Raw genomic sequence first — 24,286 nt, 5'->3', positions numbered from 1 at the left:
GGATGTGTCATCGCGTAAATTACAATAAATCCATTTTTTTCGACGAAAAAGAGCGGTTGGAATAAGAATTAACTCATTCCAACCGCTCTTTTGAATTATTAACCGATCATACCAATGATGAAATAGACGATAAACATTCCGGCACTCACATACATCGGGGCTGACACTTCTCTCGCTTTTCCGGTTACAAGCTTCAGGAACGGGTACAGGATGAAACCGAATGCCATTCCATCGGCAATACTGTATGTGAAAGGAATGATCGTGATGATCATGATTGCAGGTATGCTTTCGGTTAAATCACTGAAATTCAGCTTTTTTATGTTTCCGAGCATCAAAATGCCAATGATAATCAAGATGGGGGCAATGGCGCTATCAGGAATTACTTTAATCACTGGTATAAATAACAGTGATAAAATGAATAGCACGCCAGTCACCACTGAAGTAAAACCAGTCCTGCCTCCTGATGCGATTCCAGCTGCCGTTTCAACAGTTGCAACGGTAGGACTAGAACCGAATAAGCCTGATAACAGAACGGACACACTTGTCGCCTGCAGCGACTTTTTATAGGCATCCTGGCGGTTGATACTGTCTACATGCCCGTGTACAAGACCAATATTTTCAAAAACAAGAACCATCGTCATCGCAAATACACTTATCCAGAATTCAATCCGGTTCGCTTCCAAGAACGATAATGAAAAGAAGAGATCGCCGTAGGAAGCTGTGTCTATGCCTGAAAAATGGATTTCCGATAGTTGAACCGTCCCGAACCAATAGGCAATGAGGCTGCCTGCCAGGATGGTAATCATGAAATTACCGGGGACATTCTTGATGAACAGCGTGATTGCCAGTAAAAAGGTCAACACCGTTGCACACACCGCTGGATCGCTTAAATCTCCGAGTGCGACGATTGATGATGAACCTCCTGTGATTATCCCGCCCTTTTCAAGACCGATTAGCATCAAGAATAAGCCAAGACCAACAGATATGGCTTCTTTTATCGAACTTGGAATCGAATCACTGATTAACTTAGAGTATTTTGTAAAAGCGATGACTACAAAAATTATCCCTGAGATAAACACAGCACCAAGAGCCGATTGCCAAGATAGGCCCATTCCTTGAACCATGGTATAAGCAAATAGGGCATTTACGCCCATTCCTGGAACGAGAAGGATTGGGACATTCGCCCAAAGTCCTATCATGACACAGCTTAAAGCAGATAAAAGAATCGTGGCAATCACTGCACCATTAATCGGTATGCCCGCTTCCGATAAAATCAGGGAATTCACGATGAGAATATAGACTATCGTAAAATAGCCGACCACTCCAGCAAGGATTTCACGTTTTCCATTCGTTCCATATTCGGAAAAATGAAAAAACGTTTCCAAGTTTAATTTCTTCATGTTGTATCCTTATTAAATTTATCCCTCGCCCACCCGTTTGTATTAGTGACAAACTACACTTGGCGATTTTAACAAAAAAAAGGACAAAAATAAATAGTAATGATAAAAATTTGAAAAAAACTGCCGGAAATGATCCCGGCAGCCTCGAAATATATATATTATTTTTGTCCTTCAGAATACCCATCGACTACCAATTCCAGCTTCCCTGTATCTGGCGAAATGATAAGACCATGTACAGGAATATTTTTAGGGATTAAAGGATGTCCTTTAATCACTCCCACACTGTTCTTACAGCTTTCATAAACATCATCAAAACCGCGAAGCCAACTGCGGATATCGATTCCTGCAGCTCCCAGTGTATCGATGGTGCTCTTTGGTATATCACGTCCGATCATCTTCTCTACTACAGAATCGGCATCGACTGATGCCATCCCACAGTCATGGTGAGGTATGACCAATACTTCATCCGCCTTTAGCTCGTAAATAGCAACAAGGATACTCCGCATGACACTTCCGAATGGGTGGGAGACGATTGCCCCGGCAGTCTTCAGGATTTTGACATCGCCATTTTTGACATTCAAAGATTTTGGCAATAGTTCAACGAGCCGAGTGTCCATACAGCTTATGATGACCATACGTTTCTCAGGAAACTTATCCGTCCTATACTTAACATATTCACCTTTTTCTACAAACTGTTCATTATAATCAAGAATCTCATTAAGTAAACTCATATTTACCACCTTTTTAATATGTATTTAATCTATGTACCTCACTATGATTATATCAAATATTTAAAAGATTTGCTAAAGGTTATCCATAGTCAATTTGAACGATGATTCAGTGTGGCTGCACAGAACCCAAAGACGATGATTTTAGGAATTTCAGCAACATTTGATGAAAAAGAAAGTATGGGTGTATTTGTCCTGAATCGTTTCCCCCACTCCAATGGCATCCAGCCTTCTTGGTATGAAACGATCTTTTCCCCGTCTTTTGTGACAATCTCGAAAGAATTAACACTTCCCGGCGTTTCAATGGGCATCCATTCCGTACCGTCTTCCTTATAGATCATTCCATTGATTTTCACGAATGACCGATTTTCTTGATATGAACCCATAATGCCGCCCTGATCATCCATGATCGTCATTTTATTGAAAAGCCCACTATTGATATGGTACTTAGCCAGCAAACGCCCCTCATGGTCCACCAGTTCATATCGCTTGGCCAAAAGCATCGACAAGAAATTGGGAATCATCCACATGAACCACTTCATATTCAAATCCCGTACCTCGCCAATTAGAGAGCCATCCGGCGCAAAGAGTAGCAGGCGCAATGTCGGTGCTGGCATAAAAGTCAATAAAACATGTTCATTTTTAAATAACCCGGAATTCGTCCCGATGTGTTCATCAGGCAATTCCTTCATTCGACTTTCATATATACGATGACTGACAAATTGGGCAATGCTAAAGAAAATAAAAGGAGACGTTATCAATAAAATATTGCCAGGTATCATCGAAAAAATATGGAAAATGAAAAATACAAATGCCAAAAGTAGAGATATCCAAGATGCATGAAAATTTGAATTGCTCGTTTTCTGATAATATTCACGTATATTCATATCCTGCTCTGCTCCTCACTCCTTACAAGAAAGATTGCCGCCATTAGGGCGGCCATTGATTAGCAGTACCACAATCCGCCCGGATCCACTTCCTAAAAGTGCATAGAATTAAATATCATAATACTTTATTCGCGTTAAAGTGATCTATTCCCTTTTTTAATTAAAGGCAATTCCCAACATGGTTCATTCAAAAAAGGATTCCGAATTGAACGGAATCCTTTTACATCATTCTATAAAATCCTGAAAATCAACGGGAACCTGTAATCCGTTCCTTCATAAGCCCTAACAGCAGCAATGATGGTGAATACGACTAAAGCTATCCCGATAACCGGCAATAGCAAGAACCCAACCAATACTATAGTGAGTATCCCCGCGACTATTGAATATACGGTGTAGGAAATGAAAAAATTCAAATATTCCCTTCCGTGATAATCCACAAATTGTGACGAGTCCTTTTTCAATAACCAAATCACCAAAGGACCGATAAATGCTGTAAAAAAGCTGATCACATAAATAAGGGCAGCAAACACTCTTTCATCTTTAGTAGGCATAGTGTCTTCTCCTCCTTTCTCATATGAATAATTACGAATCAAATGAAAAATAGTTTCATTTTTCCTTTCATTATATTCGAAAAAAGGTAAAATTGGACTGCTCTTTCTTGATGGCTATGTTAAAGTTCTTGGTTGATTTTGAATAAATCTTAATCATTTGTGGTATCCTGATTGTAATTTATGAAAAAAGGGGTAATTCAAATGACAGTGGCGACAATATTAGCTGATATTTCTTCTTTAAGTGAGAGGGATAAAGAGTATATCTTAGGGTTTCTTACCCGCCACTTTACTCCTTTTGCTTCTCAACAAGGAGCTTTAATAGGTGAATTAAGGGAGAGGAAATTTTCTCACGGCTTTCATTGTCGTCATTGCGGAAGTATGTCAGTTGTTCGCTATGGAAAGCGAAATGGTCGCCAACGTTATAAGTGCAAAGATTGTCTTAAAATGAGCTGTGATTTAACAAATTCACCTATGTATCGTTCAAAAAAGGCAGACAAATGGATTGCATTTATTGAATGTATGTTGAAGGGGCTATCTCTTCGTAATACAGCCGAAATAGTTGGTATCACTCACGTAACTGCTTTTTACTGGAGACATAAAGTGTTGTCTGCTCTTGCGAAAGAAAGTGTAGGTGAATTTGAAGGAATAGTAGAAGTAGATGAAACCTATTTCTTAGAGAGTCATAAAGGTCGAAAGGCTATCCAAACTCGCAAATCAAGAAAGCGTGGTGGTTCAGCGTCAAAAAGAGGTATCTCCAATGAACAAGTCTGTGTATTGGTCGCAAGAGACCGAAATAAAACAACTCTTTCAAAGCGTGTCGGTTCAGGCAGAATTCTAACCGAACAAATCGAGGTAACCCTTACACCCCATTTCCAAAGTGATACGGTGCTTATTTCTGATGCTCATAATTCATATAAATCTTATTCGGCTAAAAACGATTTGGAACACATTATTATAAATGGCAGTAAGAAAGAATTTGTTAAGAAAGGAATCTACCATCTTAACAATATTAATAATTACCACTCCAGACTAAAGAAATGGATAAGTCGATTTAATGGCGTTTCCACGAAGTATTTACAGCTCTATTTAGTGTGGTTTCAATTCCTGGACATTAGGAAAATGGAAAGTGATTTAAGCAAGAAAAAGCTGATACTTATTTTATCAAGTGTTCTTGGAACTTGGGAAACCGCAGATACATTAAGACTTAGAAGCATCCCTTTCTAAAATTACAAAGTATCTCAAATAGAAAATCACAAATATTCATCAATGGTTTACATAAAAAATGAACTTGGAAATGTATCTCCAAGCTCATTTATTTCACTGTCAGTTTTTTACTAAAACAGCCGTTAGTTGAATATTAAACTATTTTTCTCCTTGCTCCCTTAGAAAAATAGCAACTTCCTTATTTCCATATTCCTCCGCAAAAGAGAGGGCATTATTACCATCCTCCACTTTTGAATGGATGTTCGAACCCTTTTGTACTAGCAACTTCACTGTTTCAAGATGGTCATAACAACTGGCAATTATCAAAGGAGTAGTGCCGTCATTAGACTTGATTTCGATATCAGCACCATTATCTATAAGATAATCAACAATCTGTACGTTTCCTTGTGAAGCGGCTTGGTATAAAGGAGAAAATCCTTCTTCGTCTTTGATATTAACATCGGCACATAAGGATATAAGTAGTTTGATGACATCTAATTGACCTTCTTGTGTCGCCCAATGAAGAGTTGTATATCCACTTTCATCTTTTCCATTAATATCTATACCAGAACTTATCAATTTTTCTATTTTTTCTACTTGACCATCATAAATAGCCCATATCATTTCGTTTCTTTCTTTCTTTTTTACTTTTTTTCTTAATCGTTTATTCATTACGCGACCTCCTTTTCAACATATTTGGTAATTCTATATCTTGTTAACTATCCTGTCCCGGTAGTAGTTTAAGCGGAGACCAATCTTATATTTATTTTAACATAAATATCCAAGTAAACATTAGAAACCCCAGTATATAGGAAACCCCGTCATCCATATTTTTTCGATATTATCAACCTTTATCTTTAACATAGCCTTCTTGATAAAACCAATTCACAATTCATATGACGAAAAATCCGGACATGTTCATCATTCTTGTGAATACAGTTTAAATAATGGATTGTCCTATACCTTCTAGAATGGAGTGATGTTTTTTTGCTGAATGAATTTCAAGCCTTCATCCTTGGGGTCATTCAAGGCTTGACTGAATTTTTACCTATTTCAAGTACTGGACATTTATATTTAGGACGGCATATCTTCCATCTTGACGAGGCCGGCATTTTTCTGGATACCATGCTCCACATCGGCACCTTGCTGGCATTATTGGTCGTCTATAAGAATGACATTATTGCCATTTTGAAAAATCCTTTCTCCAAAATGACTCTGCTTCTCATTGCTGGGACGATCCCTGCAGTGATCGCCGGCATTTTACTCGGGGATTGGTTTGATGGCCTTTCAAAAACAGGTGTGACCATAGGCTGGGAATTTTTAGCGACCGGACTGATTTTATGGGTAGCGGACGGAGTGAAAAAAGGGGGCAAATCCCTTAATGAAATTTCCATAAAAGATGCGCTGATCATCGGTACCTTCCAAGCTGCTGCCATCATGCCTGCTCTTTCGCGCTCCGGCCTAACGATAGCTGCCGGCCTCTTCTGCAGATTGGATAGGGCCACTGCAGCCTATTTTTCCTTTTTGCTTTCAATTCCTGCCATTACGGGTGGCATCGTATTTCAGATGAAACCGATTTTTACAGGAGAAGTTGAACGGCTTCCACTCACTGCGCTTTTCGTCGGAACCCTGGCCGCAGCAATCTTTGGTTATATAGCCGTAGTATGGATGATCGATTTCTTAAAAAAGCGTTCACTGAAAATATTCTCCATTTATGTGTGGGCCCTCGGCGCAATCATTTTATTCATGCAATTCACAGGTAAATTTTAAAGAAAAAAGCGGGCGAAAAAATCAGTTTTTCATGGAAAAATGCAGACGTTTGCCTTACGATTTCACCCTTCAAGAAAAAGTTGAAATTTGACGAAAAAAAAAGGCAAAAAACCTATTCCCAAACCGTTTTTTTTTTAGTATTATACCTTCGTAAGGGTCTTTAGATTTGCATAATTTCTGACAATAAAAATAGGGAAGGCAAATGGTGCGCCACCGGTTTCCGGTTCTAGTGGGTTCGATTCCCACCCCGAAATTTTTTGATGAACGACTTAAAAAATTTCGAGGGTGGGCAGCGACTACGCATAAGAACTGCCCTCAAACGGAGGGACGGAAATGTTAAAAAAGAGAGATTTCTCTGATTGTTTTTCTCTTTATGAACAAATGACGCATCCAGATGTCTTCCCTTTCGTGCGCCATAAGGTAGATTCATATGAAGAATATGTTTTCATTACTAAGCAAACGATCGAAGCCGAAGATGCTGGGCAACTCATTTCACGAACAATCTTGGATGAATGGGAAAATCCCATCGGTTGTATTTCTTTATACGATATTGAAAATGGTGCAGGTTTCTTAGGCACATGGCTTGGCAAGCCTTATCATGGAAAAGGGTATAATGCCATAGCAAAAGACGCTTTCTTCAAAGAGCTTTTTTTCGAGCTCGGTTTGGAAACGGTCTTCATGCGTATTCGCAAAAAAAATATCCGCTCTATAAAAGCCGCAGAAAAGCTTCCCTATGCCGTCAATGCCAACGAAACAAGAAAATCCCTTTATGATCAGATCAATCATGAAGGCGATATCTACGATTTGTATGAAATCCCTAAAGATTTATACACCTTTCATATCCTTAGACAGCATGATGATGACGAACAGCAGTTACTTGAAGCATAAAGCGAAGAACATTTCAATATGGCTTTAGTTTAACTTTTCATATAATGGCCGGAGCTTCCAAACCTGGAAAGCTCTTTTTTCCATTTACACAGGATGTTTAAGATAGATTGCTGCAAATCCCTATTCTTTTTAGGGATATTTTTTTATAATGAATACAATTGACCAATTCAACCATATATTCAAAGCGGCATTGAAAGGACTTAATCATGAAAAAAACATTTGCTTTTATCGTGCAGCTTATCATCCTGCTCATCATTTGCAAGCTTGGCTATTATTTAGCCCATTTACTTCATTTACCTATTCCAGGCAACGTCATCGGCATGATTCTGTTATTCGGTTTATTACAGACGAAGGTTATAAAGGTCGAGTGGATCGAACTTACTTCAGGATTTTTGGTAAAGCACCTAGCCTTTTTCTTCATACCCATTTCAATCAGTTTAATGACCATGGGATGGTTTTTCATTGAATTCGGTTTGCCATTGGCACTTACATTGGGAATCAGCCTTATATTAGGATTCATCGTTTCAGCTTGGACTGTTCAGAAGCTATCCCATAGAGGAGAGGTTAAGCAGCATGACAGCGCTCATCACAACTTATAGCATCTTGATAACCATCTTTGCCTATATAATTGGAAGAAAAATTTATGCTAAACATCCATCACCTTTTACTACGCCCGTATTTTTCAGTACGGTTACAATTATTCTCGTATTGCTGATCAGCGGTTTGGACTTCGAAGATTATTCACCGGGAAAAGACATCATCACCTATTTCCTGGGACCGGCTACCGTTGCTTTGGCCGTACCACTTTATAAAAATAGAAAGATAATCGTTAAATATGCAATGCCGGCAATTAGCGGCATGATTTTTGGTCTTATGGTCACATTGATCATTGCCTTCGCCATCGCTAAAGCATTTTCACTTCCGCAATTCATACTCCAAGGATTGGCGGTTAAATCCATTACAGTGCCCATCGCTGTTGAAATCACGGAACTTTATGGCGGAAATTCCAATATATCAGCAGCCTTCGTCATTTTGACTGGGGTGCTGGGTACGATGATCGCTCCAAAAATGATGGATAAACTCAACATCACGATGCCCTTCGCACGCGGTATCGCTTATGGTACGATCGCTCATGGTCTCGGAACGGCTCAAGCTGCCCAGGAAAGTGAGTTTACCGGGGCTGTCGCAGGTGCGGCAATGGCTATTGCAGGTATCCTTATTTCCTGTTTCTTTCCTTTTATAAGTAATTTCCTATAAAAAGAACCGCAACGTCAACGACGTTGCGGTTCTTTGTTATGATTTTCTTTTTTGCAGATCGTCGTATAAACGCCTAAGAATATAGGTTTTATACAGCTCCAGCTTTTTTTTCTCAATTGGATGATAGCTAATCCCTGCGGCTTTTAGCTGCTGAATGAACCATCCTTTGGAATATTCATAAGCCATTCTACCCCCTCCTCTGTTCGAAAAAGATATGCTGAATAGAGGGGATTGATACTTATTTTTTTGCAGCCATTACTTGAAGTAATAATTCATACATTTCAGCTGCCGTTTTGAATGGGCGTTTTTGACGCATTTTCTCCTGATATTCATCCGATAGTTCCAATAAATCCGCTAATGTAGCATTAAAAATCCGGTCATTTAGCTCTTCTTCTTGAATGACTTTACAAAAGCCCTGCTTTTCAAAGCTTGACGCATTCAGGATTTGATCTCCACGGGATGCATTGGCACTTAGAGGGATAAGCAGCATCGGCTTTTGCAAACCAAGGAATTCAAAGATTGAATTTGAACCTGCCCTTGACACAACGACATCAGTTGCAGCCAAAAGATCGAATAATTCTTCATGTACGAATTCAAAAGGAGCATATCCCCTTTGTTTCAATTCCGTTTTCACATTTCCCTTCCCGCAAATGTGTATAATCTGGTAATCCTTTAATAAGGCATCTAGGTTATCCGTAATCAAATTATTGATTTTAACGGCCCCAAGGCTGCCGCCCATGACGAGTAACACCGGTTTGTTATTCGTGAATCCACAAAATGCCTTTCCAGCAGAAGCGTTTCCCTTAAAAATCCCATCGCGCAATACAGCGCCAAGATACATGGCCTTTTCTTTCGGAAGGTCTTTTTCCGTTTCCTGGAAGGTAGTGAAAATCTTCGATGCAAGTGGCATGGCAATCTTATTAGCCAGACCAGGCGTATAATCCGATTCATGTATCGCAATCGGTATTCTCAGCATCCTGCCTGCCAAAACGACTGGTACCGAAACGAATCCACCCTTAGAAAAAATGAAATCCGGCTTGGTCTTTTTCAATATTTTTCGTGCATCAAAAATCCCTTTTATGACCCGGAAAGGGTCTTTCATATTTTCAACAGATAGATAACGCCGGAATTTCCCAACGGAAATCGTTTCATAACGGACCTCGGGAAATTCCGTTTCGATAATATTTTTTTCAATTCCTTTTTTTGAACCAATATAAGTAACATCCCAATCATGCTTTAAAAATTCCGGGATGATTGCTGCATTAACAGATACATGACCGGCAGAACCGCCTCCGGTAAATACTATTTTCTTAGTCAATATTTCCACCTTCCAAACTTAAAAAATCACTTTGCATCCATATTACCATATATCCTTGCCATTAATAACTTGAAAAAGTATTCAGTGAACCGCAAAATCCCCATGATAAATGTAATCATCGATAATTTTTCCTTTTTCAGCATGAATATATTATAATCTTAGTATTCTACAATACTACAAGATACATTGGAGGAGTAATACATTGCAAGAAGTTTCTGAATCACTCGATCAATTTGATGGAATCGAAGCCTGGACCAAATTAGGAATTTCCATTGGCATTTTTCTAATCTTCCTTTTGCTTCGGAAAGTATTTACTACATATATATTCAAGTTCTTTCTACGAATTGCAGAAAAACGCAAAGTGGAATTTGCCGCCAACTTAATGCTCGCTATAGAACAGCCGGTAAGATGGCTTATCGTTTTGATTGGTGTTATTATATCACTGCACTATTTTCCGATCGACTCACCTTCGGTTGAATTCAGATCGAAAATATATAGATCGTTTTTTGTCTTTTTATTCTTTTGGACGGTTTTCAATATCAGTTCGATCTTAACCATTTTATTTCCGAAATTAGTAAGTAAATTCGGATTGGAAGTCGATCAAATCGTCATGCCGTTCTTTACGAAAATCATTAAATTAATCATCATTGCTTTTGGTGCCTCCATCATTGCGGAAGAATGGGGATTTAATGTCGATGGATTTGTTGCAGGGCTTGGATTGGGTGGATTGGCTTTCGCTCTTGCCGCTAAAGATACAGTCAGCAATTTCTTTGGAGGTATCGTCATCGTTACCGAAAAACCTTTTACCATAGGAGATTGGGTCAAAACTCCAAGTGTGGAGGGAACCATTGAAGACATCACATTCCGAAGCACCAAAGTCCGGACTTTTGCCCAGGCTTTAGTTACAGTCCCAAATGCGACCCTTTCGAATGAACCAATCATCAACTGGTCCAAGATGGGCAAAAGACAGATTGCCTTCCATTTGGGTGTGAATGTCACGACACCAAAAGAAAAATTGGAAAATGTCATTAAAGACATAGAAAGAATGCTGATTGATCATCCTGAAGTACATCCGGAAACGATTTTTGTTAAATTTGATGAGTTCAGTCATTCCGGTTTCAATCTTTACCTTTATTTCTTCACGAAAGCGACGGACTTTGGAGGATATTTATCAATCAAAGAAGATGTAAACTTTAAAATAATGGAGATATTGGAACAGGAAGATGTACAAATTGCCATCCCTTCCCAGGCCTTCATTCTTCAAAAAGAATCAAATATGGAAGCCATGAATGATTTTGAATCCATGCGCGACTGACAAAAAGACTTGCCCAAAACGGCAAGTCTTTTTTTACTTAAAAACTTTAAAACATTACACGCATATGTGATATAATTCTTTCATTGTGTTGAAAATTCCAAATATTGATATTGAGGTACTTTAATGAATCAGACTTATACTAAATCACAAAAGATCCGCCTGTTATTTTATATATTGATACCTATCCTGATCACCCAAATCAGCATGTATGCCATGACTTTTTTTGATGTGATGATGTCGGGACAATACAGCACTCAGGACGTTGCTGGCGTCTCCATCGGCAGTTCGCTCTGGACACCCGTGTATACGGGGCTGAGCGGGATATTGATTGCCTTAACGCCGGTGGTTTCACAGCTGGTCGGTTCCAGGCAGTCTAAATCCGTTTCCTATTCCGTGATGCAGGCCATTTATTTAGCTGTCGCTTTAGCCTTGTTCATTTTAATCATTGGGGCGTTTTCTTTGAACCCCGTATTGAATGCCATGGACCTTGAAGATAGTGTCCACATGGTTGCTCATGATTATTTGATCGCCCTTTCACTCGGTATCATTCCTTTATTCGTTTATAATGCATTGAGGGCCTTCATTGATGCTCTGGGGCAGACCAGGATTTCCATGATCATAACCTTGTGTGCACTCCCCGTAAATGTCCTATTTAATTATCTGTTAATCTACGGAAAGCTTGGATTCCCCGAACTTGGCGGTGTCGGTTCCGGGTATGCCACTGCCATTACTTATTGGTTAATTGCCCTGGTGGCCATCCTTGTTGTGATAAAAATCAACCCATTTTCGACATATAAGGTTTTCAGTGAATTTTTCCGGGTTTCCTGGAAAGAATGGCGGTCTCTATTATTGATTGGGGTACCCATCGGGCTGGCTATCTTTTTTGAAACAAGCATTTTCTCGGCCGTCACCCTTTTGATGAGTAAGTATGATACCGTGACGATTGCATCGCATCAGATTGCCATGAATTTTGCTTCCCTGCTTTATATGATACCGCTAAGTATATCCATGGCATTGACGATCGTCATTGGATTTGAAATTGGGGCAACCCGTTATAAAGATGCCAAAGTGTATAGCTGGATTGGCATTTCGCTGGCCTTGACGATGTCGCTCGTTTTGTCGAACATCCTCTTCCTCTTCCGTGAACCTGTGGCCTCTTTATACACTAAAGATCATGAGGTAATGATGCTGACGTCACATTTTTTAATATATGCGATCTTCTTTCAGATATCGGATGCCCTCCAGGCACCCATTCAGGGTATATTGCGTGGATATAAAGATGTTAATGTCACATTTGCGATGTCACTGGTCTCCTACTGGATTCTCGGGCTTCCCATTGGCTTTTTCTTTGCAAAGTATACCGATATGGGAGCCTTTGGGTATTGGATCGGCTTAATTTCCGGCTTGGCTCTCGGAGCTATAGGCTTGGCGGCTCGCTTACGGTTCATACAGCAAGTGAAATATAAAAAAATGGCGTAAAAAAGAGTGGGGCTGGATTACACCGGCCTCACCCTTTTTCATTCTGAATATAAACCCTATAGCTAGGATTTATATATCTTCCCAAGAACATCCTTACCACCTGTTACCGGTATGATGCTGCCGGTAATGAAATCTGATTCTTCATCACAAAGAAACGTGATGACCCTCGCTATATCTTCGCCTGTACCCGGTCTGCCGACTGGAACCGTACCATCCCTTTCTGCTTTCGCGCCCCTGATTTCCGCCTCTTTCCATTCACCTACGATATCACCAGGACATACCATATTCACGGTGATGCCATTTGTAGCTTCTTCGGCAGCTAAAGTTCTTGTCAAGGAGGTCAAGCCGCTCTTTGCCGCGGCAAAAGCAGAACGATAAATCCAACCTGGCGCAGTTTCACACCGTTCAAACCCCAATGTAATGACTCTGCCCCAGTTTCTACTGCGCATTTGCGGAATAAGTTCCTTCGCAAAATAGAAAAAACCATTTAAATTTCCATCCATGATGTACTTCCATTCATCACTGCCATATTCAGTCATGCGTTTACGATCATGCATATATGGCCCTGCATTATGAATGAAGATATCAACATGGCCAAAGGCCTCCAAAATCTTTTGCAAAATATTCCGGCAATCTTCTTCACTTGACGAGTCACCTTGAATCGCAAGTGCCTTAACATGGTACTTTTCCTGTAATTCATCCACTAATGCTAAAGCTGCCTTTTTACTTTTTCGATATGTAATGATAATGGACATTCCATTATCCGCGAGTGAAAATGCCATCCTTTTGCCGATTCCCGTTGCTCCTCCAGTAATAAAAGCTACTTTTTCATCCACAGGCTCACCCTCTTTATCTAATGGATTTTACTTAATTATACATATGTTTATTCCATTTTCTATAATTTAGTAATTATATAAAAGAACCTATGGGCTTTAGCTGCATAAAATATAACAAATAAACCTGTCAGACCATAAGCAGGAGAGAGGAATTCAATATGTTTCCCTGGAATTCACTTTTTTCTTTTAAGAATAATCCGAACCAAAAGGACTTTATGAAAAATATGCAGCAAAGTGATGTACAATCATTCATTGAAAAAGTATTTTCACAAGTGATCCCTGACAATATGCAAGGTATGATGAACCAAAATGATGGCCGCTCACAAAAAGAAAATGCCAGATCTGAACATCCTTTACATGCCGATGTATTTGAAACCCACTTATATGTCTTTGTAAGAATACCCATAGAAGATGAATCTTGGCTAAAGAAAATGAAACTTTACCATACTTCTAACCAATCCATCATCGAGGGGATTCCTGAAGAGTCGGATCGACATGTCATAACACTCCCCGCACTTGTTAAGAAAAAAGGGGCATCAGCCCAATATAAAGAATCAACGTTGGAAATACGTCTTCAGAAAAGTTTCAACACACAGTATTCAGAAATCGATGTATCCGAGATTTAAGTTGCTTCACATGGACCCTACTTATGATAAGGGGCGGTTCCTGTTATGTTTTGCTCCAATCTTTTTAGATTCCGAGAGATACCATTCCATGAAATGGTATGATCCATTCTCGCAAAAAAAGCGCACCCCAAATCAATGGGATGCGCTTTTCTATTAATCTATTATTTTCCGATGAATTGTTGAGTCCAATAGTTACCAGATTCCACGTAACCTACTCCGATATGAGTAAAGCTGGAGTTCATGATGTTTTCACGGTGTCCTTGGCTATTCATCCAAGCTTGTACCACTTCTTCAGGTGTTTGTTGACCTTGTGCGATGTTTTCGCCAGCTGTTGTATAGCTGATTCCGAATTGTTTCATCATATCGAATGGTGAGCCGTAAGTTGGGCTATTGTGATCAAAGTAGTTATTATCTTTCATGTCTTGAGACTTGATACGTGCAACTTTGCTCAACTCAGTGTCGATTTTAAGAGCTGCCAAACCTTGTTTTTCACGTTCTGCATTAGTTAATTTAACAACTTCTTGTTCAAAAGCACTTAATTCAGAGCTTGTCTCTTGTTTTTCATCAGTTGATTTATCAGGTGTTACTTCCGGTGCTTCAGGTTTTGCTTCAGGTTTTGCTTCAGGCTTTGCTTCAGGTTTTGCTTGGTTCGTTGTTCCAGCTTCTTGACCTGGTGTTTGAACTGGTTTTTGTTGTGCCTGCGCTGCAGGTAAAGTGATATTGTATTTAGTTAGGTATTGGTTAAGGACTTTTTGCATATCCTCTTTATTCATAGATTTATAAGTTACTTGTTTAACAGTATCACAGTTGGCTGCTTCAGCTTGGTTAGCTCCTACTCCTGTGAATATAATAGCTGCAGCCGCTGCTGCTGACATAAACATTTTCTTTTTCATTCGTATTTCCTCCTGTGATGTTCGTTTTGTGTTGTCTTTGCTTCTGGAATTATCATAACATGCACTTTTTGTAATAAATGCACCATCAATTTCCATCGAATTTAACAGGATACGAAAGTGAAAATATCTTTATCAAAGTTTCAGACAAATCTTGCAAGAATGCTTTACCTATCTATGTTTCTTCCATTGGTATATATACTCATATTTTTCCAGGCATTACTTGTCAATGGTAGTTACATAGAACCATTTCCATTGAATACTAATAACTTTTTGTTGACATATCGTATTTAACCAACATTTTATGACTTTCTTTACTTTTATGTTACAAATTTTTCGATTTAACTTCGACGCTTCCGTCTTTTGTCCCGATCATTTCTACCCTATTGTCTTGAACCATATTTCAAATAAAAAAACAATCCGGATTCACTTCCGAATTGTTTTTTGTTTTGATGGACATTCATCATTTCTTTTCTTCATCATCCATTTCGTCCATTTCCTTTTTTCCGCCATTTTGTTCAGGAGTGCTTGGTTTCCCTATGACGAATTCTTTCTTTGGCATGTTGTGCATATCCCTTGCTGTTACATGGGCATATACATAATAGGTTCCTTCTTCATCAAAAGTCTTTTCCAATTCATATATGCCGTTCCTTTTATGTTTTACTGCGATCTTGTCATGGTCATCGCTATTCGCAAGCCAAATTTCAAAACTGACATCATCTGCATCTGTCACGACTTCGTCCCCATATGTCACTTTTGCCTGAAATTTCACTGGCTCATTCACTTTACCCTGAATTGGATCGACAGCTAAATCGACATTTAACATTTTCGGAATTTCCTCTTCCTTGCCGCATCCAGCCAAAAAAATTAACGCCATGCAAAATAACACGATTTTTTTCATTTTTGAACGTATCCCCTTTTTATGAATTCCATTCTTCTTTTATAACCGGTAGGATGACCCTGACTTTTGTTCCCCTTTTTTCTTTGCTTTCTATTTCAATTTTACCATTTTGCAATTCCACCAATTTTTTGACAATGGACAGTCCAAGCCCTGAACCGCCATCAAAACGGCTGCGTGCTTTGTTCACTCGGTAAAAACGATTCATGATATATGGCAGATCCGCTTCCGGAATCCCGTTACCCGTGTCAGTAATCAGCAGTTCGCAATCATCTTTATGCTGAATTAGGGTAATATGGATAGACCCCCCAGGATCCGTGTACTGAATGGCATTATCCAAAATGTTATGCAGGATCTGTTCCATCCTCCCTTCATCCCCAAAAATAATCGGATCTGGATCCAGATCTAGCTGCAAGCCCAATTGCTTTTCTTTTATTATCGGTTCATATTTCACAAGAACGTCTTCAATGAATTGCGCATAGGCAATCGGTATTTTATTTAACAAGAATGGATCACTTTCCATTTTTGATAAGTCCATCAGATCTCCCACGAGCCGCTGCAGCCTAAGTGCCTCCCTTGAAATGAGATGAAGGTATTTCCGTTGTTCTTCATCATTTTTCACGACACCATCCAATATGGCCTGCGTGTATCCCTTTACGTAACTAAGCGGGGTTCTGAGCTCGTGTGCAACATTTTCAAGAAATTCTTTTTTTCTTTCTTCTTCCAAATGGATGGAATTGGCCATATCATTAAAGGCTATTGCCAGTTTACCTATTTCATCATGGCTCCTTACCTTGACCTGTATGTCATAATTCCCCTCTGAAACACGATGCGCTGCAGTCTCGATTTCCTTGATCGGACTGACTAGCTTTTTCAACCATTTTGTCGTAAAAAATATCGCGACAATCAAGAATAATAGAACCGCAGCCAACCACTTTGCAGCAAATTCCTTAAGTAAGACCGTAATGGAGTCTACTGGAATATATGTATAGATGATACCTTCGAGGCGATCTTCGTCAATCAGGGGTATGATCGCCGCTACGATGTTCTTTTCAAACCTTTTCTCATATCCCTCTTTTTCAACGGCTTTCCCATCTAAAAGCATTTGCCTTTCTTCTTCAGAAATGAGGGTGTCATAATTGATTTCAAAAGGCAGACAGGCACTCAATTCCCTGGGATTGTTGACGACAAAGACCTCGCTGTCATTCTTACTGTTAAACCATTCAACTTTTTCCTTGAAGTCATCGCTGATTTCACCGCCGGAAAAATCCGCCCCTAGCAATGACGCTTCATTGACTAAATCTGTTTTAAGCTTCTCCACATATAGATTTTTGTAATAATATTGAGAAAGGGAGTAAGCGAACAGTACGGATAGGATGATGGCGGTGATGATGGTGAGCCATAATTTAAATGAGAGGGTTCGCCATTTATTGATCATTTCTTTTCCTCTATCTTATAACCGATTCCCCAGACGGTTTGAATGTAATCGGCCGCTCTTAATTTCATTCGTAACGTTTTGATATGGGTATCCACGGTACGTAAAGATCCTCCATACTCCCCGCTCCATACATTTTCAAGCAGTTGTTCACGGCTGAGTGCCTGGCTTTTATGACGCATGAGGAATAAAAGCAATTCGAATTCTTTCAAGGTTAAATTGATTGCCTTCCCTTCCACCAAAACTGTTCTGGATTGTAAGTTCAGGCTAATTTTACCGAATCGGACATGGTTTTGATTCTCTTCATTCAATGATAATTTCCCTGTTCTTCGCAATACAGCTTCGACCCTTGCGACCAATTCTCCTGGATTGAACGGCTTGACGATATAATCGTCGCCGCCAAGCTTTAGCCCTTTCACCTTATCCCATTCTTCACCTTTCGCACTGACAAATATCACAGGGATCTCCCAATTTTCACGAATCTCTTCACAAACGGAGAATCCGTCCATACCTGGCATCATGATATCCAATAGGATTAAATCCACTTCCTTTGTTTCAACCATACTAATAGCTTCTTTACCATTCGCAGCTTGAAGGCATCGATACCCTGAGTTCAGCAAATACATTTCAACTAGATTTCGCATATCTTCTTCATCATCCACGACTAAAATGGTGTAAGCATGCATGTCATCTACTCCCTCAACATCAATTGGAACGGACCTTCGCCGACTTTGATCGTTTTTTTAACATCGACTGTTTCAGCATCCATTACATACACTTCATCACTATCATATCCCGCCACGACCACGTCTTCGTTAAAGTTCGCCATTTCAAAGGGGTTGACCCCGACCACTTTGCTTTTCACTTCCTCATATTGATCATTCAATTTATATAAGGAGCTTGTACCATGACTAAGGACAAAAATCCCTTCAGCATTCTCCAAAAACTTTATCGGCATGGTGGGGGCCTTCAGCTTCTTCTTCAACTCTCCCGTTTTTGCCGAATAAATATATAGATCTTCTTCCACTTGGTCCCCATCACCGTGTCCCCCGATCCAAATTTCATCCTTTTCTTCCCTTAATAATGTGCCTGTGCTTGAACTATGTACGGGAAATTCGAAATCGACCTTTTTCGTTTCAAGATTTATCACTGAACATTTGGTATCACCAAAATTAATAACATACAAACGATTCGCTTGCTCTCCTTGAAGAACGGTCAAGGGGCTTTTACCAACCTTGACAATATCCTGTTCCTCCCCATCAGCATTTAAAAAATGAATGGAGTGATTCGCTTGATTGACCGCCACAATGCTTTTTCCATCACGTAACAACTGCATATTGACGATTCCTTTCCCAATCTCCCAACTGTTTATCAGTTTTCCTGCTGATAAAGAGTAAACTTGTACTTTCTCCATCTCTTTTCCATAAAGCAGGATAGTATTTTTGTCTGCCAAGAGCAGGGCTCCGGTAAATGGTTCTGAAATATCCCATTTTGCAAATGGATGATAGTTTTCATCCATGAAAGTCAGAGAAGTATCCTTGATATTGACAGTCGCCAGGAAAGATTCACTTTTATTGATTTTAGTAAATGCATGACCGCTATTACACCCAGTAAGCAGTACGATGGCAAGAAAAAGCCAAATGCCCCACTTCATATTTTAAGCTCCTTATTCATTAAATATCTATTTTTTAAAAATTTTAACAATGATTTGTGAAAAAAGTATGAAGCAGAAAAGAATATTTGCTAACAAGCATCAGTATCACAATCGGAAATCATAATCTTTCCAATTCAGTGATATAGAGCATGACGATTGCATTTTTCATTTCTTCCGAAAGCGAAGACTCCATCACGCGTTTAATAGAGAGGTAAAATTTCTCCAATACTGGTTTTCGGGCACGGGGATGGGCATTTTCATCCAAAAGCTCACGGCGGATGAGTTCCGACAACACTTCCCCTCCTCCTCCATCGGTCACCTTACGATTGTTCCATATGCTTAAATAAGCCACGAGTAATTCTTGTTGCCTGATATTTTCTTTCATAGTATCCCTTCCATCCATTACTAATTTATACATATTAATGATCAAGTTTGTAAAGACTATCTTAATAATACGATTTAAAATTCAAAAAAGGAGTGAGTACAATGTCTCAAGTATACCGCTGTCCGAATTGCCGGACAAATAAATCTCGCTTCAATCTCATTCAGCAAGTAGCAACTCCCATTAAAAAGGATCCGCAATCCGGTGAGATCGTTGAACAATATTCGAACGATTCCCTTCAGCCGTTCCATCTAGCATATAATGGTCCTGAAGTTCGGGTGCAATGTGCTGCGTGCGGATTAATAGAAGACGAAAAGACATTTGCCGCCTTTGGAATGCAAGAATAAAAATGGTCAGACCCACAAATGGGTCTGACCATTTTTTCAATCTTTTCCCACCGACATCTTAGCCCGGTCTATGGCAATTGGAATGGCTTTTCCATCCTCATATCCTTCATCCAATAATGCATTCGCGATTTCTATAGCCTTTTCCCTGACATCTTTATCCAGATTCTTCATCGAATTTGGGTAATCGTTCTTATTCCATGGCACTAATACCGCCTCCTTGATAAGAAAGTCTTTTTTTTATGTTTCCCTTCTTATATGGGCGGTAAACGTTTATCGGGCCGCTTTCGCTTCCAAATCCTTCAATTGACCGATCAACATTTCCTTATCCAACTTTTCCCCTATCATGACGATATTCAATGGCATTTTCATCATTTCATTCATATACATCGGCATTCCGTAGGAGTATTGAAATAAATGGGGGTATTGTGAATGTGTAAAGGAAATGTATCCTTTCATTCTATAGACCGTTTCCGGCAGGGACCTAAGCCACTCTTCAAAGTCGGTTTGTGCCACGGCACCTTCAAATGTATGAACGACTGCAGTTAAATGCAAATGGTCATGCACATCAAGCTTTTGATGGCCAGTTTGCCGTTTTCTTTGCATCCCTTGCAATGACATCAAGGAAACGGCTGCATACTCCGTCAATAAACATACAGCTTCCATATTCAGCGCCTGTATTGTATATATCAGCCGTGCGGCCTCCATCTCACTTACTAAATCCGCTTTATTCAATAATATGAAATCGGCATGGTGGATTTGCTCGGCAAGCAGCTGTCGAAGCTGCGGAGATAGTTCCTCCCGATCGCGCCACCTTAATAAATCGACGACCGTGATAATCCCTTTATACTCCAGCCTTTTGGCGAAAATCGGCGACATGATGCCATCCAATACTTCAACTGGATGAGCTGCGCCCGTCGTTTCAATATAAACCGCATCAAGGTCATTTTCTGTTAGCAATTCATGAAGCTGAACCTCCAGTTTATCTTGAATTGTGCAACAGATGCACCCGTCAAACAACTCCTTCAGAGGCACTCCATCACCAATGAGTCCGCTGTCAACCGATACACTGCCGAGCTCATTTAAAAGAACGGCGACTTTTCTTCCCGCTTCACTTTCTTGTTTTAATATATTTCGAAGAAGCGTCGTTTTCCCGCTGCCGAGAAAGCCGCCCAATATGTACACTTCGGTTGTTTTCATTCTTATCTGCTCCTATGATCCGGTTAAATTCGATTCCGTTAAATTTTATCATACTTATCTTACTAAAGCACTTGCCGGGACCATATAAAAAAACCAGCCCGTAAGCTGGTTTTTCAACATTGATTCATGCTTGAACTTCGTCTTTTTCGTAAATCGGCACCCATCCAGCCGCTGTAACGAAAATACGGACAGCAACAGTTTTCCTATCTTCTGCAAGCGTGAAATAATGTCTTGTTGATTCTGGTACACTAATTAGATCTCCTGGATTAAGGCGCACATCAAACCACTGTTTATCTTTGCCTTCAATGGCAAAGATACTCGTTCCGCCTGCTATGAAACGAACTTCATCATCTTCATGGTGATGTTCCTGCTTAAAGTTTTCAAGCATTTGATCCAAGTTCGGATTCGCATCGGATAATGTGATGATATCATGCGCTTTATAGCCTCTTCTTTCGGAGATTTCCGCTATCTCTGATTGGAATGCCACAAGGATTTCCTCCTTTTCAGCATCCGTTAGATCGTATTTTTCCACAAGATGGGCCGGTAATTTGGAAATGTCCCATTGCTCATAAATAACCCCTTGTGTTTCTAAAAATCCTTTTACCTGTTCACCGTTTTCAATAACCTCGTTTGTTTCATGGAATCTGATCGTCGCCATCATTCATTCCTCCTCTATGAGTGTTTATCTTAAAGTACCTGCAAACGCCTTTTGTTGATTAAGCAACAATTGATATTGAAATAAAAATTCGCACGCTTCAAGTATTCTCTTTGCTTCGAGTCCGCTTTTACCCCAAACCGTAATACCATGATTGCGGATCAGCACGGCGCCAGAGTCTTCTTCGACATGTGTCTTGAACTTCTCGGATAAGAGCGGAATGTCAGCATGATTATATATGATTGGAATCCGAAGTTCCGAATCTTCATCCCACCGACCGGTCGCTTTAATGATTTCATGATTACGAAAGGAAACTTGGCCTTCATCTCCGTACAATTCGGATATCACATTATTTTCAACTGTATGGACATGAAGTACACAGTTCGCATTTGTTTTCCGGTAAATGACTGTATGAAGTAAAGTTTCGGCCGATGGTCTTAGGTTCGTTTCTTCTACTGGTTTTCCTTTTAAATCCACCAGTAAAAAGTCCGAATCCGATTGCTTCCTTTTATCCTTACCGCTTGCCGTAATATAAAATAAAGGGCTTTTGGGCTCCCGAATGGACAAGTTCCCGCTAGTTCCCATAAACCAATCCCTTTCGGCCAATTCAGCTTTAATATCTGCCAGCTCCTGCCATTCTTTAGAATGATTGTTCATGCTTTAACCACCTCCTGCTGCTTTAAAATGTCAATTACATCAAAAAATGTTTCAAATCCTTGATGTGGAATTCCTTCCCTATCACATTTTTCAAGCAGTATGTCACGGGCTATGACAAAATCGGCCTGTTTTGCAGCTTCAAAATCCGTTACTGAATCTCCAATAACGAATTTAAAATCTTCCGCTCCCGCAATTTCCCTCATAATGGATGGCTTGCAGCACCCGCAATCATTAGTACATTGATCATCACAAGCATGTGGCCATTCAATATAAATCTTTTCCTTATCAAAAAATGCATTGTTGCAATAAACGGACTCAGTTGGCAAGATATCATTTAAAAGCGGTGCAATGAAAAAATCCATGCCCCCGCTTACAATATATAAAGGGATGTTGGCTTGTTTCGTATACTCAACGAATTCATAAAACCCTGGACGGATACCGGCCGTCTTTCTTACATATTGGATGATGTCATCCTTCAAGCCGCTATCAAGCAGGGAAAACATATCCCCTACTCCTGTAGATATACTGATTTTTTGCTGAAGGACACCGTCTTTCAACGCTTCCCATTCCGGAGGCGCAAATTTCTTCATGATGGAAATGATATTATCCGTGTTGGTGACCGTTCCGTCAAAATCACAAAAGATGATCGGTTTCATTATTTCTTATAGGCCTCCCCATAACACAAGAGCTTTTTTTAGTGATTCTTCCTCAGCCGCCGCTTCAGATAGGTCCTTTCCTGCTAGAACGGCTTCCACAGCAGAACGGAAAGCCTTGGCCCCGCCCTCTGCTCCATCAGGGTGCCCGTGAATTCCACCTCCGGCATTAATCACACTATCGATCCCAAAATCCTTGATTAGGTCCGGTACCATGCCCGGATGAATGCCAGCAGAAGGAACAGGGAAGGCTTTTTCCCAAGAAAGTTCATCTTTTGTCAGAGCTTCAGCAATCGCCAAGGTCTCCTTTTTTTCAAGTGCGACATTTCCATAAGGGGATGGGAACAAGGATAAATCCGCACCTGATAACCTTACTAATTTACCAAGCAATAATGGATAGCCGATCCCGTAAAATGATGAAGATGCCAATGCCCCGCTATATGCGGGGTGCGCCATGATCGGCAGTTTGATACGATCATGTTCACTCAAGGCCTGCAATACATCCAAACCATATGTATGAACGTTGAACAATAAAGCATCTGCCCCTGCTTCAGCCGCTTGCTCTGCCTTATCCAATAAATCAAATGTTTTCCCTGATAGATTGACAGCATATAAAGTTCGGTGGCCAGTGGTTTCATAGACTTCATTCAAAATTCTTTTTCCCGTTTTTATTCTATCGAAAAATGGAGTCAGTTCCTGGTCGAAGAGGATTTCATCATCTTTAACAAGGTCGACACCTCCTAATGCTTGCTGCCTCAGTTGCTCATTATGGAATGTTAGGTCTCTTCCTAATACACCTTTAAAGATGCTCATCACCAGGGGACGGTTAAATACGCCAACCTTTTCCCTTATGCCTCCAATGCCAAATTGCGGCCCGGGAAAGGCTTTTTGAATATCACCGACAAAATCCAAGTCGATAAGTTTTATTTCTCCGTCCAATGAAAGTTTGCCGAAGACCGTCGTGAGGATTGCAGGTAAATCATTGGAGAAATTCCCTGCCGGATAGGCAATTTTAATAAGCGAACGGTATACTTTACGATTAAAGTAGCTGTTTGCCCTCTCTTCTTCAGGTAGCGGTGTCACCGATACGACGCGTCCCTTATGTTTTTCCAGTTGTTTCTGGACCAAATGGGGCAGGTCCGTCCATGTCCCGACAGTCAATCCTAAGGCAATGCTCTCTGCTTTTTTCTCATGATTTCCATTAAAGTCATGAATTAAATAAGTAGCGACTATCTCGCTCATTTGATCACTCCTATATCA

28 protein-coding genes and 1 pseudogene are annotated in these 24,286 nt (G+C 40.0%); 9 read left to right on the top strand and 20 right to left on the bottom strand.

Annotated elements, in window-relative coordinates; genetic code table 11:
* Positions 1-98: 98 nt before the first annotated feature.
* The 4 genes from J7E52_RS20840 to J7E52_RS20825 form a co-directional block, all read right to left on the bottom strand.
* Entirely contained in the window at positions 99-1,400 is a 1,302-nt protein-coding gene (locus J7E52_RS20840; protein ID WP_214750351.1) for an NCS2 family permease, read from the bottom strand.
* A gap of 158 nt (positions 1,401-1,558) precedes the next feature.
* Positions 1,559-2,131 carry a beta-class carbonic anhydrase gene (locus J7E52_RS20835; protein ID WP_214750350.1) on the bottom strand — a complete coding sequence of 191 codons (573 nt, stop codon included), beginning with the start codon at positions 2,129-2,131 and terminating at the stop codon, positions 1,559-1,561.
* A gap of 89 nt (positions 2,132-2,220) precedes the next feature.
* The gene (locus J7E52_RS20830) at positions 2,221-3,015 is read right to left on the bottom strand and encodes a hypothetical protein (RefSeq protein ID WP_214750349.1); all 795 of its coding nucleotides are present in this window, start codon (positions 3,013-3,015) and stop codon (positions 2,221-2,223) included.
* Positions 3,016-3,245: 230 nt separating this feature from the next.
* The gene (locus tag J7E52_RS20825) at positions 3,246-3,566 is read right to left on the bottom strand and encodes a DUF4870 domain-containing protein (protein WP_034311189.1); all 321 of its coding nucleotides are present in this window, start codon (positions 3,564-3,566) and stop codon (positions 3,246-3,248) included.
* Between the two features lie 201 nt (positions 3,567-3,767).
* Between J7E52_RS20825 and J7E52_RS20820 the strand changes: the two genes are divergently transcribed.
* Entirely contained in the window at positions 3,768-4,790 is a 1,023-nt protein-coding gene (locus tag J7E52_RS20820) for an IS1595 family transposase (protein WP_214750348.1), read from the top strand.
* 138 nt (positions 4,791-4,928) lie between these two features.
* Here the strand turns inward: J7E52_RS20820 and J7E52_RS20815 are convergent, their stop codons facing one another.
* Complete coding sequence (locus J7E52_RS20815) at positions 4,929-5,441, bottom strand: ankyrin repeat domain-containing protein (protein WP_214750347.1); 513 nt, start codon at positions 5,439-5,441, stop codon at positions 4,929-4,931.
* A gap of 318 nt (positions 5,442-5,759) precedes the next feature.
* On the opposite strand from J7E52_RS20815, the gene J7E52_RS20810 reads away from it, so the two are divergent.
* The 4 genes from J7E52_RS20810 (at position 5,760) to J7E52_RS20795 (ending at position 8,684) form a co-directional block, all read left to right on the top strand.
* Positions 5,760-6,539: an undecaprenyl-diphosphate phosphatase gene (locus tag J7E52_RS20810; protein ID WP_214750395.1), complete on the top strand. Its 780-nt coding sequence runs from the start codon at positions 5,760-5,762 to the stop codon at positions 6,537-6,539.
* 333 nt (positions 6,540-6,872) lie between these two features.
* Positions 6,873-7,427, top strand: a complete 555-nt coding sequence (locus J7E52_RS20805; protein WP_214750346.1) for a GNAT family N-acetyltransferase — start codon at positions 6,873-6,875, stop codon at positions 7,425-7,427.
* A gap of 206 nt (positions 7,428-7,633) precedes the next feature.
* Entirely contained in the window at positions 7,634-8,026 is a 393-nt protein-coding gene (locus tag J7E52_RS20800; RefSeq protein WP_214750345.1) for a CidA/LrgA family protein, read from the top strand.
* Positions 8,001-8,684: an LrgB family protein gene (locus tag J7E52_RS20795; protein ID WP_214750344.1), complete on the top strand. Its 684-nt coding sequence runs from the start codon at positions 8,001-8,003 to the stop codon at positions 8,682-8,684. The genes J7E52_RS20800 and J7E52_RS20795 overlap by 26 nt, the downstream gene beginning before the upstream one ends.
* Before the next feature lie 36 nt (positions 8,685-8,720).
* Here the strand turns inward: J7E52_RS20795 and J7E52_RS20790 are convergent, their stop codons facing one another.
* Positions 8,721-8,870 (bottom strand): DUF2639 domain-containing protein, encoded by a 150-nt coding sequence (locus J7E52_RS20790; protein ID WP_214750343.1) that lies wholly within the window; start codon positions 8,868-8,870, stop codon positions 8,721-8,723.
* Positions 8,871-8,922: 52 nt separating this feature from the next.
* Positions 8,923-10,011 carry an undecaprenyldiphospho-muramoylpentapeptide beta-N-acetylglucosaminyltransferase gene (locus J7E52_RS20785; RefSeq protein ID WP_309476917.1) on the bottom strand — a complete coding sequence of 363 codons (1,089 nt, stop codon included), beginning with the start codon at positions 10,009-10,011 and terminating at the stop codon, positions 8,923-8,925.
* Between the two features lie 193 nt (positions 10,012-10,204).
* On the opposite strand from J7E52_RS20785, the gene J7E52_RS20780 reads away from it, so the two are divergent.
* Both J7E52_RS20780 and J7E52_RS20775 read left to right on the top strand, forming a co-directional pair.
* Entirely contained in the window at positions 10,205-11,317 is a 1,113-nt protein-coding gene (locus tag J7E52_RS20780; RefSeq protein ID WP_286197965.1) for a mechanosensitive ion channel family protein, read from the top strand.
* Positions 11,318-11,440: 123 nt separating this feature from the next.
* Positions 11,441-12,796 carry an MATE family efflux transporter gene (locus J7E52_RS20775; RefSeq protein ID WP_214750341.1) on the top strand — a complete coding sequence of 452 codons (1,356 nt, stop codon included), beginning with the start codon at positions 11,441-11,443 and terminating at the stop codon, positions 12,794-12,796.
* A 62-nt stretch (positions 12,797-12,858) separates the two neighbouring features.
* Here J7E52_RS20775 and J7E52_RS20770 read toward each other — a convergent pair whose 3' ends face one another.
* Entirely contained in the window at positions 12,859-13,632 is a 774-nt protein-coding gene (locus J7E52_RS20770) for an SDR family oxidoreductase (protein ID WP_214750340.1), read from the bottom strand.
* Between the two features lie 158 nt (positions 13,633-13,790).
* Between J7E52_RS20770 and J7E52_RS20765 the strand changes: the two genes are divergently transcribed.
* Positions 13,791-14,258 carry an Hsp20/alpha crystallin family protein gene (locus tag J7E52_RS20765; protein WP_214750339.1) on the top strand — a complete coding sequence of 156 codons (468 nt, stop codon included), beginning with the start codon at positions 13,791-13,793 and terminating at the stop codon, positions 14,256-14,258.
* A 161-nt stretch (positions 14,259-14,419) separates the two neighbouring features.
* On the opposite strand, the gene J7E52_RS20760 is transcribed toward J7E52_RS20765, so the two are convergent.
* From J7E52_RS20760 to J7E52_RS20735, 6 genes are all read right to left on the bottom strand, one after another.
* The gene (locus J7E52_RS20760; RefSeq protein WP_214750338.1) at positions 14,420-15,151 is read right to left on the bottom strand and encodes a CAP domain-containing protein; all 732 of its coding nucleotides are present in this window, start codon (positions 15,149-15,151) and stop codon (positions 14,420-14,422) included.
* Positions 15,152-15,611: 460 nt separating this feature from the next.
* The gene (locus tag J7E52_RS20755) at positions 15,612-16,049 is read right to left on the bottom strand and encodes a FixH family protein (protein ID WP_214750337.1); all 438 of its coding nucleotides are present in this window, start codon (positions 16,047-16,049) and stop codon (positions 15,612-15,614) included.
* A 19-nt stretch (positions 16,050-16,068) separates the two neighbouring features.
* The gene (locus J7E52_RS20750) at positions 16,069-17,484 is read right to left on the bottom strand and encodes a sensor histidine kinase (RefSeq protein ID WP_214750336.1); all 1,416 of its coding nucleotides are present in this window, start codon (positions 17,482-17,484) and stop codon (positions 16,069-16,071) included.
* Positions 17,481-18,167 (bottom strand): response regulator transcription factor, encoded by a 687-nt coding sequence (locus J7E52_RS20745; RefSeq protein ID WP_214750335.1) that lies wholly within the window; start codon positions 18,165-18,167, stop codon positions 17,481-17,483. The genes J7E52_RS20750 and J7E52_RS20745 overlap by 4 nt, the downstream gene beginning before the upstream one ends.
* A gap of 5 nt (positions 18,168-18,172) precedes the next feature.
* The gene (locus J7E52_RS20740; RefSeq protein WP_214750334.1) at positions 18,173-19,135 is read right to left on the bottom strand and encodes a YncE family protein; all 963 of its coding nucleotides are present in this window, start codon (positions 19,133-19,135) and stop codon (positions 18,173-18,175) included.
* 118 nt (positions 19,136-19,253) lie between these two features.
* Entirely contained in the window at positions 19,254-19,520 is a 267-nt protein-coding gene (locus tag J7E52_RS20735; RefSeq protein WP_214750333.1) for a hypothetical protein, read from the bottom strand.
* Between the two features lie 101 nt (positions 19,521-19,621).
* On the opposite strand from J7E52_RS20735, the gene J7E52_RS20730 reads away from it, so the two are divergent.
* Positions 19,622-19,864, top strand: a complete 243-nt coding sequence (locus J7E52_RS20730) for a DNA alkylation repair protein (RefSeq protein ID WP_214750332.1) — start codon at positions 19,622-19,624, stop codon at positions 19,862-19,864.
* A 57-nt stretch (positions 19,865-19,921) separates the two neighbouring features.
* Here J7E52_RS20730 and J7E52_RS20725 read toward each other — a convergent pair.
* The 6 genes and pseudogenes from J7E52_RS20725 to mtnW all read right to left on the bottom strand — a co-directional run.
* A pseudogene (locus tag J7E52_RS20725) lies at positions 19,922-20,068 on the bottom strand (DUF2188 domain-containing protein); the annotation flags it as partial.
* Between the two features lie 66 nt (positions 20,069-20,134).
* Positions 20,135-21,061 carry a CobW family GTP-binding protein gene (locus J7E52_RS20720; protein ID WP_214750331.1) on the bottom strand — a complete coding sequence of 309 codons (927 nt, stop codon included), beginning with the start codon at positions 21,059-21,061 and terminating at the stop codon, positions 20,135-20,137.
* Between the two features lie 124 nt (positions 21,062-21,185).
* Positions 21,186-21,719 carry a cupin domain-containing protein gene (locus J7E52_RS20715; RefSeq protein WP_214750393.1) on the bottom strand — a complete coding sequence of 178 codons (534 nt, stop codon included), beginning with the start codon at positions 21,717-21,719 and terminating at the stop codon, positions 21,186-21,188.
* Positions 21,720-21,743: 24 nt separating this feature from the next.
* Positions 21,744-22,373: a methylthioribulose 1-phosphate dehydratase gene (locus J7E52_RS20710; RefSeq protein WP_214750330.1), complete on the bottom strand. Its 630-nt coding sequence runs from the start codon at positions 22,371-22,373 to the stop codon at positions 21,744-21,746.
* The gene (locus J7E52_RS20705; protein ID WP_214750329.1) at positions 22,370-23,029 is read right to left on the bottom strand and encodes a 2-hydroxy-3-keto-5-methylthiopentenyl-1-phosphate phosphatase; all 660 of its coding nucleotides are present in this window, start codon (positions 23,027-23,029) and stop codon (positions 22,370-22,372) included. Before J7E52_RS20705 ends, J7E52_RS20710 begins: the two co-directional genes overlap by 4 nt.
* Before the next feature lie 6 nt (positions 23,030-23,035).
* Positions 23,036-24,268, bottom strand: a complete 1,233-nt coding sequence (mtnW, locus tag J7E52_RS20700; RefSeq protein WP_214750328.1) for a 2,3-diketo-5-methylthiopentyl-1-phosphate enolase — start codon at positions 24,266-24,268, stop codon at positions 23,036-23,038.
* Positions 24,269-24,286: the final 18 nt, after the last annotated feature.

Origin of the sequence: Bacillus sp. ISL-34, assembly GCF_018613325.1 — a bacterium.
Taxonomy (GTDB): domain Bacteria; phylum Bacillota; class Bacilli; order Bacillales; family DSM-1321; genus Peribacillus.
The sequence above is the reverse complement of the archived record's forward strand: the minus strand, read 5'-3'. Positions and strand labels throughout refer to the sequence as shown.

Bases quoted from the DNA above. Each gene is read 5' to 3' on its own strand.
- J7E52_RS20840 (WP_214750351.1), bottom strand. From the start codon at position 1,400: ATGAAGAAATTAAACTTGGAAACGTTTTTTCATTTTTCCGAATATGGA.
- J7E52_RS20835 (WP_214750350.1), bottom strand. From the start codon at position 2,131: ATGAGTTTACTTAATGAGATTCTTGATTATAATGAACAGTTTGTAGAA.
- J7E52_RS20830 (WP_214750349.1), bottom strand. From the start codon at position 3,015: ATGAATATACGTGAATATTATCAGAAAACGAGCAATTCAAATTTTCAT.
- J7E52_RS20825 (WP_034311189.1), bottom strand. From the start codon at position 3,566: ATGCCTACTAAAGATGAAAGAGTGTTTGCTGCCCTTATTTATGTGATC.
- J7E52_RS20820 (WP_214750348.1), top strand. From the start codon at position 3,768: ATGACAGTGGCGACAATATTAGCTGATATTTCTTCTTTAAGTGAGAGG.
- J7E52_RS20815 (WP_214750347.1), bottom strand. From the start codon at position 5,441: ATGAATAAACGATTAAGAAAAAAAGTAAAAAAGAAAGAAAGAAACGAA.
- J7E52_RS20805 (WP_214750346.1), top strand. From the start codon at position 6,873: ATGTTAAAAAAGAGAGATTTCTCTGATTGTTTTTCTCTTTATGAACAA.
- J7E52_RS20800 (WP_214750345.1), top strand. From the start codon at position 7,634: ATGAAAAAAACATTTGCTTTTATCGTGCAGCTTATCATCCTGCTCATC.
- J7E52_RS20795 (WP_214750344.1), top strand. From the start codon at position 8,001: ATGACAGCGCTCATCACAACTTATAGCATCTTGATAACCATCTTTGCC.
- J7E52_RS20790 (WP_214750343.1), bottom strand. From the start codon at position 8,870: ATGGCTTATGAATATTCCAAAGGATGGTTCATTCAGCAGCTAAAAGCC.
- J7E52_RS20775 (WP_214750341.1), top strand. From the start codon at position 11,441: ATGAATCAGACTTATACTAAATCACAAAAGATCCGCCTGTTATTTTAT.
- J7E52_RS20765 (WP_214750339.1), top strand. From the start codon at position 13,791: ATGTTTCCCTGGAATTCACTTTTTTCTTTTAAGAATAATCCGAACCAA.
- J7E52_RS20760 (WP_214750338.1), bottom strand. From the start codon at position 15,151: ATGAAAAAGAAAATGTTTATGTCAGCAGCAGCGGCTGCAGCTATTATA.
- J7E52_RS20755 (WP_214750337.1), bottom strand. From the start codon at position 16,049: ATGAAAAAAATCGTGTTATTTTGCATGGCGTTAATTTTTTTGGCTGGA.
- J7E52_RS20750 (WP_214750336.1), bottom strand. From the start codon at position 17,484: ATGATCAATAAATGGCGAACCCTCTCATTTAAATTATGGCTCACCATC.
- J7E52_RS20745 (WP_214750335.1), bottom strand. From the start codon at position 18,167: ATGCATGCTTACACCATTTTAGTCGTGGATGATGAAGAAGATATGCGA.
- J7E52_RS20740 (WP_214750334.1), bottom strand. From the start codon at position 19,135: ATGAAGTGGGGCATTTGGCTTTTTCTTGCCATCGTACTGCTTACTGGG.
- J7E52_RS20735 (WP_214750333.1), bottom strand. From the start codon at position 19,520: ATGAAAGAAAATATCAGGCAACAAGAATTACTCGTGGCTTATTTAAGC.
- J7E52_RS20730 (WP_214750332.1), top strand. From the start codon at position 19,622: ATGTCTCAAGTATACCGCTGTCCGAATTGCCGGACAAATAAATCTCGC.
- J7E52_RS20720 (WP_214750331.1), bottom strand. From the start codon at position 21,061: ATGAAAACAACCGAAGTGTACATATTGGGCGGCTTTCTCGGCAGCGGG.
- J7E52_RS20715 (WP_214750393.1), bottom strand. From the start codon at position 21,719: ATGGCGACGATCAGATTCCATGAAACAAACGAGGTTATTGAAAACGGT.
- J7E52_RS20710 (WP_214750330.1), bottom strand. From the start codon at position 22,373: ATGAACAATCATTCTAAAGAATGGCAGGAGCTGGCAGATATTAAAGCT.
- J7E52_RS20705 (WP_214750329.1), bottom strand. From the start codon at position 23,029: ATGAAACCGATCATCTTTTGTGATTTTGACGGAACGGTCACCAACACG.
- mtnW (WP_214750328.1), bottom strand. From the start codon at position 24,268: ATGAGCGAGATAGTCGCTACTTATTTAATTCATGACTTTAATGGAAAT.